This window comes from Flavobacterium sp., assembly GCF_025352425.1.
GTDB lineage: Bacteria > Bacteroidota > Bacteroidia > Flavobacteriales > Flavobacteriaceae > Flavobacterium.
In genome coordinates, this window is record NZ_JANXTI010000081.1 from 1 (window position 1) to 12,420 (window position 12,420).

Below are 12,420 nucleotides of genomic sequence, written 5' to 3' on the forward strand. Positions count from 1 at the left end.
TGGCGACAAACAATTATTTGCAGGAGATGCAGACTTAAACAAAGTTGAAGAACTCTTTTACCCAATCATAAAAATCATTCGCAACGAAAGTGGCGGACATTTTGAATATGAAATAAACGGAGATTTAGTAATAATCTCAGGAGGAAAGGAAAAGTTAAGAATTCCTGTAAAGACATTTACAGAGCAAGCTTCAAAATTGCTAACTAAAATAAAGGGAGAAAAAGGAACGTTTGGCATTCCCGAAGTTGAGGCGTTTATGACATCAATAAATTGTCAAACACTAAAAGCAAAATCAACTTCTAAAACTGATATTCGTATTGTTATTCACGACCAGCGAATAAACCAAACAGCAGAATTAGGTTTTAGCATAAAATCTCAAGTTGGTAATGATTCAACAATTTTAAACGCAGGTAAAACTACCAATTTCATTTATCAAATTTTGGGCTTTAAACCAACACCAAAAGAAGTCAAAGATATTAATGAAATTGACACCAAGAGTAAAATCAAAGACAGAATCGAAGCAATTAAAAAGCAAGGAGGAAAATTTAAATTTACGACTCTTGAAAACAGTTGTTTTAAAAATAATTTAGTCCTTATTGACAGTTTACTTCCAAACATTATAGCCGAAATTATCAAGACCTTTTTCACAACAACATTAAGTTCAACAAAAGACCTCACAGAAAGCATCAATAAAGCAAATCCGTTGGACTACGACACTCAATTTGCACATACATTTTACGACTACAAAATAAAACGCTTCTTGACTGATGTAGCTTTAGGAATGACACCTTCCAAAGTTTGGACAGGTATTTATGATGCAACAGGTGGTTATTTAATTGTAAAAGAAAATGGAGATGTTTTATGTTACCACATTTACAACAGAAATCAATTTGAAGATTATCTTTTCGCAAACACAAAACTTGAAACAGCAAGTAGCACAAGACACGATTTTGGTAAAATATATGAGGACAATGGACAAGTTTATTTTAAATTAAACTTACAAATTAGATTTAAATAAAAAACGAAAGACGATGGTAAATATGAGCGGACACATTACGAACGAAAGAACGCCAGCCTGTAACACGGGTTTGGCAAAAGTGGCGGTTCAGTGCTCCGCATACACATTTGTGGTTAATCAAAGTTGGTTCTACGCATCAACATTTTTGGTGAAAATCGCCACCTTCGCCAAGCCCGAAAACGTTAACAGGCAGTTTTTAAGCGCGTAATTTTTCAATAGAAAATAAGCAGATTTGGTGGATTCAAGACCTTAGCGGTTATTTTTGAAAACCGTAGTAGAATCAACACTTTGAAAGAAATAACGAGATTTGAAAAATGGAAAAATCTATATTCGAAAAGCATCCATCGAAACTGCTTAATGAACTTTATTCAAAAAGAAATTATCAAGGAGCAAATCCTTCTGACGCCCAAATTTTATTTGTAGGACGAGATCCAAATTGGGCATTTGACGTGGAAACTAAAGAAATGTTTAATTACGTTTCTGAATATTTAACTGACGGAATAACTTTTTGGGAAACTTACAATATTCATCATCCATTTTTATTGCCTAATTATAAAGGAGATGGAAAACGTTATCATAAAATTTTCTCAAAGTTAAACGTAGAAAGTAATTTGGCAAGCAAAATTTCATTTGTTGAACTTATTGGATTTCCGACAACTGGAATGGCAAAATCGTATAACAAAATCTTTTTAGAATATTTAATTTCCACAGAAAATAGAAAACATTTAATCGAATTGGACAAATTATTAAATGACTCTGAAAAAACAATATTTGTAGCTTGGGGTTTACTTGAAGATTTTAAATTTTTAAATAGAGAAACAGGATTATTCAGAAGATTAGCAGAAATAGACAAAAGCAGAATGAATATAAGCGAATTAAATCAACACGAAAACGTTTATATTCATCGTCATTTTTCTGATGCAATTAGTAATGCAACACTTGAAAAAATGAAAACGGAAATAAAACGGAACATAAGATAAAACAACCGCTAACAGCGGTTTTGCGAGATTGCGAATTATGTGCAAAATTCAAGTTTATCTTTCGCAAGATATTCTATCTTAGCCGAAAGAACTCGGTTCCGAAGTTCGCAACCTCGCAAAGCCGCGAAACGTTATGTGTAATTTTACAGAACCGACGGAGAAAAAGTAGAATATTCAAATTTACAAACTAATAAATTATCTAAATGAAAAAAAACACGCTATTAATCTCATTTTTTACAGCAATGTTAATGTTCGGAAGTTGTAGTAACGAAGCAAAACTTAAAAGTGAATTTATGGATAAAGTTTGGGTAATTGACTCTATAAAATCAAAATCCACTGATTTATTAAATGGCAAAAATAAATCAAGTTTGAGAAGTTGGAATAATGTGTTAAAACCTGTAAACGATAGCATATTTGATATTTACCAAGACCAAACTTGTCAATTTGATTCTTTTAAAATATCGAATGACACATTATATATCGTAATAAATGGAACAAACAAAAGAATTCCATTTAAGTATGAAAAGGTTAATAATTACACAAGCAAATTAGTTTCACTAGACCATAAATTTGACAAGTATGAGTATTATATAACTGATTTGACTGATTTGTTTAACAGTAAAGTAAATAATGATTCAAAATTATTTAATCAAATAAAGGATTATACTTGGTATACAATTAAAGGTTACAAAATGGGCGACAAAGTTATTGATAATGAAAGTCCTGAATTTTATACCAAAGAAGATGCATTTCAAATTAATGAAAATGGGCTGAAATATTCTAGTATTTTTGACAAAAAGAGTTTAGTGAAAATGACTGAAAAGGGGATATATTTTTTTGATAGTAAAAAAAAGGAATTAACTAATGTTTATAGAATAAAAACCAAAGCAAATAAACTACAAATTTTTGAGAACAATCTAAATGCAATAACCATTGAATTTAAAAAAATTGAAAGTTCAATTCTAATCAATGAAAAAGATATACCCAAGAAAGTACGGTTACAATGCAGTGAAAATTTAGCTAGATATTCACTTGAAAATCAAGTTAGTAGTAATAATTCAAGATTCTATTTTGATAAAAATTCAATTAAGTTAATAAACGAAAATGACAACGATTGTGAGTATACCTATACAATTGTTTATCAAAGTAAATATTATAGTGATATAAACTCTACAAAAACTATAATGGTTACATTCACAGAAGATAAAAATATAAATTTTAAATTTATTCAATAAATGCAAAACATTAATAATAATTGAAATATAAAATATGAAAAATTTAATTTTACTAATTGCCTTAACTTTAACGTGTAACATCGCTAATTCTCAAAGCATAAAAAAAAAGACAAACACCAAAAGTAATAGTGTTCAATATTCTGAAGAAAAGGCATTAGAATTAATTGCCGATTATTATGAATTTTATAATGCAGATGAAGAATATGACAATCCCGTTGTTCGTCGAATTTCGAATAACGTATTTTATGTAAAAGTTGAATATTGTTCAGGCGGAAAAGACATTTGTTATGAAGAAAGTAATGGAGAGAGTATAAAAAAAGAATTTTTTTGGAGTTCAAAAGTATTAATTCTTAAAATTCAGTCTTCAACAAAATATACTGTAACTGTTAAAGCAAATTATTGAAATGTTTAACAATTAAGTTTGGAATAAAATATGAAATAAATAAAAAGCCGAACCGCTAACAGCGGTTTCTCGCAATTGCTGGTTTTATTTTTACGTGTTCACGAAAAACATTTATCCTTAAAAGAAAATAATCAGTTCGCTGGCATAGCAACTGTCGCGAAGCCGCGGCACGTTAGTGGCAAGCGGGCCGTAAAAATAAATAACACGTGTTTTTAAAATAATATTTGCACGTGAAAATTTATCTTTATATATTTGCTTATATTTCCAATTAAAAATTAATCGTCATGAATACAAAGTTAACATTAACAATAGAGCAAACTGTTATTGAAAAAGCAAAAAAATATGCTAAAGATAAAGAACGAAGTTTATCTAATTTAATCGAGAATTATTTAAAAGCGATTACAACAGAAAGCAATCAAAAAGAAATTGAGCTTACTCCTATTGTAAAATCTTTAAAAGGTTCTTTTAATGCTCCAAAAAACTTTGATTATAAAAAGGAATTAACTAATCGTTTATCTGAAAAATATTTATAATCAATGACAAGAATTTTAATTGATACAGATGTAATTCTTGATTTCTTCTTTGACAGAGAACCTTTTGCAGAAAACGCAGCAAAAATTTTTTCTCTTTGTGAATCAAAAGTAATAAAAGGTTTTATTACACCAGTAATTATAAGTAATGTTTACTATCTGCTTAGACAAACAGCTAAACATGAAAAGGTAATCGAAAAGTTAAAAATGCTAGTTTCGATTACTGAAATATTGGTAATTGATAAAGATGCAATAATACAAGCTTTGAACTCAGACTTTAAAGATTTTGAAGATGCTTTGCAAAATTATGCGGCAGAATTAGATAATGAAATTGATCTAATATTAACCCGAAATACGAAAGATTTTAAAAATAGTTTATTAGCTGTAATGACTCCAGACAATTATATGAAAATCCAAAGTGCCAGCCACTAACAGCCGTTTCTCGCAATTGCGAATTTTGCCGTAACTTCACGTTCACGTTTCGCAAGAATTTTTATCTTTAACAGACAATAATTCGTTCCGAAGTTCGCAACTGACGAAAAGCCTCGAAACGCTAGCAGTCCGGCTAAGAAACCTGCTACATGACAAAAATAAATTAACGATCAAAATATCAATAAATGCAAAATTTATCAGAAAAAGGAAATAGCGAATCGTCCTTAAAAAAAAACATTGTTCGAGTTTTTGCTTATTTATTTTGTGCATTCCTCATTTGGTTTGGATTTAATACATTAACAAGTTCTCCGATTACTCTGAAAGATAAATTGCGTGGAATTGGAGTAATTGTGGCTGCTTGTGTTTACTTATTTGTAGACATTAGAATTTTAATCTCAAAAAAATAAACGCCCAAACCGCTAACAGCGGTTTGCGCTATGGCTGGTTTTATTTTCCTTAGCCGGAAAATACTCAGCCGGGAATTTTCATATCTTTACAACAAAGCGGAAAGTTGCCGCCACAGCGCAAAGCCGCGGCACGTTGGCAGTAATGCAGGAGCGACTACCAAAAAGAGAATATGGACAATATTTATAACATTTTACAGTACGCACTTATTTCAACTTTTGGAATAATTGTAGGTTGCTTGATAGCACTTTTTCGAGAACCTGGGGATAAACTACGAAATATTCTTTTGCATTTTGCAGCAGGAGTAATTATTTCAGTTGTAGCAGTTGAGATATTGCCCCAAATTGTTAAAATTCACGACCCAATAAATATTACCATTGGTTTTAGTCTTGGAGTTCTTACAATGATGTTAGTAAAATATTTTACAGAAAAATTTGAAGACAAAAAAACACAAACACAGAAAAGAGGAAAAATGCCTTGGGCTATGCTTATTGCAGGTGGCGTGGACGAATTTCTTGATGGACTTTTATTAGGTATAGGTTTCATTGCAGGACAAAAAGAAGGTATTTTGTTATCAATCGGACTTGCAATTGAAGTTTTTATTTTTAGTTTGGCAATGACAGCATCGTTAAGAAATGATGGAATTTCTAAAAAGCAATCCTTTATTGCAATGGCTTCAATGGCAATTCTGTTCTTACTTGGCGTTGTTTTAGGGACAACTTTTTTGAGTAGTTTATCACCAAAAATTTTGGAAGTAATTTTATCTTTTGGTCTTGCAGCACTTTTGTATTTAGTAACCGAAGAACTATTAACAGAGGCTTACGAAATAAAGGAAAGTCCTTGGATGAGTGGGTTCTTTTTTTTAGGATTTTTACTGTTCCTAATTTTGGGAATAGTAATGTAGATTGACAATCCGCTACTGCTACTATCTCAATATCTCCTCAAAACTTGGTTTAAAATAATTTGGCCCTTTGAGTACTTTACCGTCTTCGCGGTAAATAGGATTTCCGTCTTCGCCAAGTTTGCTCATGTTGCTGCGTTGAATTTCATCAAATACTTCCTCAATTTTGTATTGCAGGCCGTGTTCCAAAATCGTTCCGCATAAGATGTATAACATATCACCCAGCGCATCGGCTATTTCTATCAAATCATTATTTTGGACTGCTTCGAGGTATTCTTCGTTTTCTTCTTTCATCAGGTTAAAGCGCAACATGTTTTTTTGTTCGCCCAAATCTCCTACCATTTTATGGCTTACTCCGAGTCCGAATGAAGTATGAAATTCTTTTACTGCGTTGATTTGTTTTTGCATTTTGTATAAAAATTTTATGTTGATGCAAAATACAACTTTACAATCCATTTGAGTAAATTTGTTGAAAATTTGAAATAAATGTTCACAACTGGTCAATGGACTTTCGCTGCTATCTTTTTTGTCTGTTTTGTAATCGCTGCTTATTTTGCCTATGGAAAAGATAAAGCACTTCACCAAAAGGTTTATAAAGGAAGTTATAAGATTCTGATTGCTTTCTTGCTTTTTATAGCATTGCTTTTTGTTATAAAAGTAACAATGAAGCATTAGTTTGCTCTCTTTTCGGAAATGACAAACACGTAGTTTATTTTCCCTTTAACAGATTAACACTTACCGTTGCCAAATCGGAATTTGGGAATTTTGCAAATACATTAGCATCCGAAAACAATCCGGCTTCGGCGGCAATCTTGTGCAGCACATCAATCTCTACAATATACTGATCGGAAAAACCATGTGTGGCATCATAAGCTGTGGCTGCAGTTGTTCCAAGATTATTAGCGGTCAATTCGGGAGCAATCGTATGAAGTTCAATTAACAACAAACCAAATTTTTCTACAAACGGAGACCATTTTTTCAAGTGTTGCAATAAGTTATCTTCCACTTCCGCATTGCTGATTCTTTTACCCCGATGTGCAAAAGCTCCGGTTGAAGAACTTATTCGGTTTGAAGTTTTTACTGTTGGTGTCTCCCAAATTCTGTTATGATCTAAAAAGGTTCTTACATTGAGCAGTTCCTTTAAATCTATTTTATAATCTTCCTGCAATGTTTCGGCTAATAATTGTGGTCTTCCTATGTCACCCCAAATTACTTTTGCCCATATGTCGGCTTTGATTAAATTGGCACGCGTCACTTTTATCGCTGCTTCGTTATAATCAACGCCTACTAAAAACAACGGATGCTCATCGAGCATTCTGCCTCTTGCTGTTTGGCGTTCAATCACATCAAACATGTGCTCGAGAAAAGCACCATTACCACAACCCATATCGAGAATTCCTATTGGCTGTTCCGCTATTGGCCGGTTAAATAACTCAATGATGATTTGATCTACAATTTTGAAATATTCGGCATGCGCACCTCCGCTTCCCCAAACATTCATTTTCCGATCAACATGCAATTCCTCTTCATGTTCGCCTATATTTCTAAGTATAGAAGGATTACCAAAAAGCAGTTCGTCCATTTTTCTTAGCGTTGGAATATAAGAAACCGTAACCCCATAAGCGGCGGCTCTTTTTGCATAAAACAAACCTGTTTCGGTGAATTGATAATTGTCGCTTTTCTTAACAAACCAATCTAAATATGTCAGGAAATCGAGTATTTCCTTGAAACATTCAGGTTTTTTATGAAACTCTTCCGGGCGGAAAGAAGTTTCCATAAAATACTTGTGAAACATGCCCGTCATCCCAAGCATCACAATAGTTGGCCCCACTAAAACTCCTTCGATATGATATAAAACCTGCTCCTGAATGGCTCTTATTTTGGCATTGTCAGAAAAATGAATTCCAAAGTTTGATTTGTATTTTAAAAACAACTCATTAAGCATCTCAAAAGGTTCTACTTCAAATTTTCGTGGATGGAAATGCTCTGAAAACTGCATCAGATTGAAAACATCCTCATAAAGCGGAATCAATGAAAAGGCAATTTCACTTTTATCATTTGTGGTAAAGGTTATTTCATTATTTTGGTTGTCAATATGTTGAATAAGCCAACCTTGCGAGGCCAAAACCCGAAGCGCCACATTGAGATAGCCTTCGTTAGCATTAAATTTTGCAGTAAGCTCACCAATAGATGCTTTTTGCTGCTGCAATATATAATCTAAAACACCTTTTTTGTGTAAAGAATAGGCTGAAGGAATAGTTACAATTCCGTCTAAATGCCTAAATAAAATACCACGAAGTTCACTTTTTGTTTTCATCAGTTTAAATTTCAATGCGAGCAAATATAATAAATATTCGTACTATAAAATTCTTAACTTTGTGACACTTTATAAACATAGTTTCATGAGAATTTTAAAATATATCTTCTTGCTTATACTTTTGGCACTGGTTGGAATTACAGTATTTGTAGCCACTCAAAAAGGAGATTTTGAGGTTTCTAAAAGCAGCATTGTAAAAACGCAAAGAAATACTGTTTTTGATTATGTAAATGATTATAAAAACTGGGAAACTTTTGGTTCTTGGATGCAGAAAGATTCGGATGTCAAATTTAATTATGATGCAAAAACAATAGGTACCGGAGCAAAATGTTCTTTTGATAACGGCTCAGATGATGGTTATATTAAAACGGTGTTTGTTAAAGAAAATGATAGCCTTGCCCAAAGAGCCAATTTTAACGGAACGACAGCTACAGTTTCCTGGAAATTTAAGGACACGATTGGCGGTACCAAAGTTACGGTTCACAGCAAAGGAACAATGGATTTGATGAGTAAAATCTCAACCTTTTTCAAAGGAGGCATCACATCTATTTTGGAAGATGTTTATGAAAAAAGTCTGCGTAATCTTGATAAAACGCTGAACTATGAAATGAAAACCTACTCCATCAAAGTAAATGGGATTGTGCAAAGGCCATCAGGTTTTTGTTTGAAACAAACTGTTTCATGTCATATAAAAAGTGTTGGTAAAAACACCAAAATCATGATGGCACAAATGGTGCATTTTTTCACAAAGAACAAAATTGCCATTGCGGGAAAACCATTTGTTAACTATGACAGATATGATGTTGCTAATGATTTTGCCACCATTTCGGTTTGTATTCCCGTTCGACAGCAAATTACTATTTCCCCGGGAAGCGATATGGCTTCTGGAGAAACCATTGCGTTTACATGTTTAAAAACTACTTTGACCGGTGATTATTCGCATAGTAAAGAAGCTTGGGCAACAGCTAAAAAATACATATTCGATAATGGTTTAAAAGAAAATTTCGCGGGAAATTATACGGAAGTTTATGTAAAAACCATTGATGATATCAAACAACCTTCCAAATGGATTACAGAGATTTACATTCCGGTTTTTCCAAAAGCAATAGAGTTACCAAACCCTGTCGCTGCCCCGATAAATCCAAATGTCACACCTCCGGAAACAACCATTCCTCCATCGGAAACACCTTAATTTTACTGTAGATTAAACCTTTTTCGCTATCTTTATTCCAATTAGCTAAATTTTCATTTTGCAAGACGAAAAGGATTTTATTCAGGAATTATTAAATCCAAAAACGCAGAATACAGCGTTTCAAAAACTCTTGCTGGATTACAAACGACCTTTATATAATCACATTCGAAATATTGTTTTAAATCACGATGATGCCGATGACGTTTTACAAAATACATTTGTCAAAGTTTTTCAGTATTTAAAAGATTTTAAAGGAGAAAGCAAATTATTTTCCTGGATGTACCGGATTGCGACCAATGAAGCTATTACTTTTATCAATCAAAAAGCAAAACGAAATGGTACAACCAGCGAAGCTTTGCAAACCAAAATTGTGGATAATCTGAAAGCGGATACTTATTTTGATGGTAATGAAATTCAGATTAAGCTGCAAAAAGCAATCGCGCGCCTACCCCAAAAACAACAATTGGTTTTTAAACTTAAATATTACGAGGAAATAAAATATGAAGAGATGTCGGAGATTCTTGGAACTTCCGTTGGAGCGCTAAAGGCTTCATATCACCATGCTGTCAAGAAAATTGAAGATTTCGTAAAAAGCAATTAAACCATTTAACATTACTGTCGTCAAACGCCTATGAAAGATTTTAAACTAGATAATGAACCTAAAATAACCCCAGGATTTACAACCCCTGATGGCTATTTTGATACATTATCAGACAAAGTTTTGGCACAACTGCCTTCAAAAGAGGAACCAAAAGTCATTTCGATTTTTAGTTTTAAAAAGACTTGGTATTTTGTTGCAGCGGCAGTTCTAATTCTAATGCTGTGTATTCCATTATTTACTAAATATTCCAGTCAACAGGAAGATATTGATTCGGCCACTTTAGAAAATTATATTGCAAACCAATCAAACATTTCTGAAGAACAAATTGTTGATTTATTGGAACAGGAAGATGTAGATAAGATGAAACTGGATTACAATATTGATGACGCTGCTATCGAAGACGCTTTAAACTCAAACTCAAATTTAGAACAATACATAATAAACTAATATCATGAAAATCACAAAAATACTTCCACTACTCATAGCTTTCATTTCGATAAATGCTATTGCCCAAGACGGACCGTTTATGCGTAAAAAGAAAGAGCAGATTAAAGCACTGAAAGTGGCTTTTATAACAAACGAATTGTCTTTGACACCGGATGAAGCTGCAAGATTTTGGCCCTTGTTCAATGCCTTTGAAGACAAACAACAAGAAATTAGGCAGCAAAGATTAAAAGGGTATTTGGACAGAATGGATGATGAGTCTTTCAATAAATTATCAGATAAGGAGGCATCAACTTTATTGAATCAAATGGAAAATACCGAAGACGAATTATATCAGTTGAAAAAGAAATTTGTGGCCAGTTTAAAAGGTGTCATCTCACCGATAAAAATTCTGAAACTCAAAAAAGCAGAAGAAAATTTCAACCGAAAACTATTGCAGCAATATAGGGATAAAAAACGAGGAGGATAAATTAAAAGAGAGCATTTGGCTCTCTTATTTTTTGAATTCAATTCTGATTATTTTACCTTTTTCTGCAGAAAAAGCGCGGTTTTCATTATGGAAACGAATCGTATAACCGTTTTGTCAGCTAAAATTGTTTCCACGGATTACCCTTATCGGCAGAATAATACAATCCCTAAAATAAAATTGTGGCATAGTAATTGGGCATTTCCCCAAAAAAAATATTCAATATTAAATTTCTAATATTATGAAAACGAAAATGTTATTCTTGGCAATGATGTCTTTATTTGGTTTGTCAAGTGTCTTTGCTCAGGGCAGGACTACGGTTACCGCAAACAATTCTGAGATTAGCGACAATCTTGATTTGCGAGCCGTTGCTTCAATTTTTGGTGATTCGCGAGACTTAACAGATTTTGAAAGAAGATTGAACGATCCAAATTCTCAAATTTCAAACTTAGACTTGAATGGTGACAATCGGGTTGATTATTTACGTGTTATTGAAACAGTTGAAGGAAATGTTCATCTGATTGTTATCCAATCCGTTCTTGGCAGGGATAATTATCAGGATATTGCCACGGTTGAAGTAGAACGAGATCGATACAATAAAGTTCAGGTACAGGTTGTAGGTGATGTTTATATGTATGGTAACAACTATATTTATGAGCCAGTTTATGCTTACGCACCAGTAATTTATACCTCTTTCTGGGGTGGTAACTATCATCCATATTATTCTTCATGGGATTGGGGATACTATCCTGGTTTTTATGTTGCCTGGTCACCATTTCCTGTCTATACTTACCATAATCATATAGGTTCTTATATTAACTATAGTCATCATTATAACTATGTAGATTACAGAAGATGTAGTGTTGCCTATAACAATTATTACAGTGGAAGAAGAGGAAATGCTTATGAAAGACAATATCCAACTCGCTCTTTTTCTAATAGAAATACTGGTTATGTAAACAGGTATGAATTGGAAAATAGCAGAAGAACACAAACCGTAAATACAGGAAGCCAAGTAGTTGCTAGTGGATTTCGAAATAATTCGAATATCGCAGTTTCTACAAGAGGTTTGAGAACCCAAGATAATTCAACAAACGAAACAGCTCCGAGTACAAGTCAGGAGTCACCAAGAAGTACAACTACTCCAAATGATTCCAGAACCGAATCAATACCCAGAACATATATAAATACAAGAGTTCAGGAAACCCCTAGAAGTGTAATTCAAAATGATTCCAGAACAGAATCAACTCCTAGGACTTATGGCATTAGAAGTCAACCCTCACGAACCTATGGAAATACAAGAAGTAGTGAAACACCAAGAAATTATGGAAACACAGGTAATTCGGAAGCTCCAAGAACGTATGGAAATCAGAGAAGTGCGGAACCGCAAAGAAATTTAAGTCCGAGAGAATTTTCATCAAAAAGGTAATTCTCAAAGAAATGAAGGAACCCTCAAGAGTGAACGGTAATGGAAAAGAAGAAATTAAATAAGTTTT

The 12,420-nt window shown here is 32.9% G+C and carries 17 protein-coding genes; 15 read left to right on the forward strand and 2 right to left on the reverse strand.

Annotation, left to right across the window (positions count from 1 at the left end):
- The 9 genes from Q0Q99_RS10280 to Q0Q99_RS10320 form a co-directional block, all read left to right on the forward strand.
- Positions 1 to 1,018, forward strand: a 1,018-nt coding sequence (locus tag Q0Q99_RS10280) for an HpaII family restriction endonuclease (RefSeq protein ID WP_293895307.1), incomplete at its 5' end; no start/stop codon positions are given.
- A gap of 22 nt (positions 1,019 to 1,040) precedes the next feature.
- Positions 1,041 to 1,226: a hypothetical protein gene (locus tag Q0Q99_RS10285; RefSeq protein WP_293895310.1), complete on the forward strand. Its 186-nt coding sequence runs from the start codon at positions 1,041 to 1,043 to the stop codon at positions 1,224 to 1,226.
- A 106-nt stretch (positions 1,227 to 1,332) separates the two neighbouring features.
- Positions 1,333 to 1,998: a hypothetical protein gene (locus Q0Q99_RS10290; RefSeq protein ID WP_293895313.1), complete on the forward strand. Its 666-nt coding sequence runs from the start codon at positions 1,333 to 1,335 to the stop codon at positions 1,996 to 1,998.
- A 203-nt stretch (positions 1,999 to 2,201) separates the two neighbouring features.
- Complete coding sequence (locus tag Q0Q99_RS10295; RefSeq protein ID WP_293895316.1) at positions 2,202 to 3,233, forward strand: hypothetical protein; 1,032 nt, start codon at positions 2,202 to 2,204, stop codon at positions 3,231 to 3,233.
- Positions 3,234 to 3,267: 34 nt separating this feature from the next.
- Entirely contained in the window at positions 3,268 to 3,636 is a 369-nt protein-coding gene (locus Q0Q99_RS10300) for a hypothetical protein (protein WP_293895319.1), read from the forward strand.
- 284 nt (positions 3,637 to 3,920) lie between these two features.
- The gene (locus tag Q0Q99_RS10305) at positions 3,921 to 4,169 is read left to right on the forward strand and encodes a DUF6364 family protein (protein WP_293895322.1); all 249 of its coding nucleotides are present in this window, start codon (positions 3,921 to 3,923) and stop codon (positions 4,167 to 4,169) included.
- 3 nt (positions 4,170 to 4,172) lie between these two features.
- Positions 4,173 to 4,598, forward strand: coding sequence for a PIN domain-containing protein (locus Q0Q99_RS10310; protein ID WP_293895324.1), 426 nt, complete (start codon positions 4,173 to 4,175; stop codon positions 4,596 to 4,598).
- 185 nt (positions 4,599 to 4,783) lie between these two features.
- Entirely contained in the window at positions 4,784 to 5,005 is a 222-nt protein-coding gene (locus tag Q0Q99_RS10315; RefSeq protein WP_293895327.1) for a hypothetical protein, read from the forward strand.
- Between the two features lie 170 nt (positions 5,006 to 5,175).
- Positions 5,176 to 5,907 (forward strand): ZIP family metal transporter, encoded by a 732-nt coding sequence (locus Q0Q99_RS10320; RefSeq protein ID WP_293895330.1) that lies wholly within the window; start codon positions 5,176 to 5,178, stop codon positions 5,905 to 5,907.
- A 21-nt stretch (positions 5,908 to 5,928) separates the two neighbouring features.
- On the opposite strand, the gene Q0Q99_RS10325 is transcribed toward Q0Q99_RS10320, so the two are convergent.
- A complete protein-coding gene (locus Q0Q99_RS10325; RefSeq protein WP_293895333.1) occupies positions 5,929 to 6,312 on the reverse strand; it encodes a nucleoside triphosphate pyrophosphohydrolase family protein in 384 nt (127 codons plus the stop codon).
- A gap of 78 nt (positions 6,313 to 6,390) precedes the next feature.
- Here Q0Q99_RS10325 and Q0Q99_RS10330 point away from each other — a divergent pair, with 78 nt between their 5' ends.
- Entirely contained in the window at positions 6,391 to 6,579 is a 189-nt protein-coding gene (locus Q0Q99_RS10330) for a hypothetical protein (protein WP_293895336.1), read from the forward strand.
- Positions 6,580 to 6,613: 34 nt separating this feature from the next.
- On the opposite strand, the gene Q0Q99_RS10335 is transcribed toward Q0Q99_RS10330, so the two are convergent.
- A complete protein-coding gene (locus tag Q0Q99_RS10335; RefSeq protein ID WP_293895339.1) occupies positions 6,614 to 8,221 on the reverse strand; it encodes a class I SAM-dependent methyltransferase in 1,608 nt (535 codons plus the stop codon).
- Between the two features lie 85 nt (positions 8,222 to 8,306).
- Here Q0Q99_RS10335 and Q0Q99_RS10340 point away from each other — a divergent pair, with 85 nt between their 5' ends.
- The 5 genes from Q0Q99_RS10340 to Q0Q99_RS10360 all read left to right on the forward strand — a co-directional run bounded on the left by Q0Q99_RS10340 (position 8,307) and on the right by Q0Q99_RS10360 (position 12,353).
- Complete coding sequence (locus tag Q0Q99_RS10340) at positions 8,307 to 9,413, forward strand: SRPBCC family protein (protein WP_293895342.1); 1,107 nt, start codon at positions 8,307 to 8,309, stop codon at positions 9,411 to 9,413.
- Positions 9,414 to 9,471: 58 nt separating this feature from the next.
- Complete coding sequence (locus Q0Q99_RS10345; RefSeq protein ID WP_293895345.1) at positions 9,472 to 10,014, forward strand: sigma-70 family RNA polymerase sigma factor; 543 nt, start codon at positions 9,472 to 9,474, stop codon at positions 10,012 to 10,014.
- A 30-nt stretch (positions 10,015 to 10,044) separates the two neighbouring features.
- Complete coding sequence (locus tag Q0Q99_RS10350; RefSeq protein WP_293895348.1) at positions 10,045 to 10,461, forward strand: hypothetical protein; 417 nt, start codon at positions 10,045 to 10,047, stop codon at positions 10,459 to 10,461.
- A gap of 4 nt (positions 10,462 to 10,465) precedes the next feature.
- Positions 10,466 to 10,927 carry a sensor of ECF-type sigma factor gene (locus Q0Q99_RS10355; protein WP_293895351.1) on the forward strand — a complete coding sequence of 154 codons (462 nt, stop codon included), beginning with the start codon at positions 10,466 to 10,468 and terminating at the stop codon, positions 10,925 to 10,927.
- Positions 10,928 to 11,165: 238 nt separating this feature from the next.
- Positions 11,166 to 12,353 (forward strand): hypothetical protein, encoded by a 1,188-nt coding sequence (locus tag Q0Q99_RS10360; RefSeq protein WP_293895354.1) that lies wholly within the window; start codon positions 11,166 to 11,168, stop codon positions 12,351 to 12,353.
- The last annotated feature ends 67 nt before the right edge of the window (positions 12,354 to 12,420 follow it).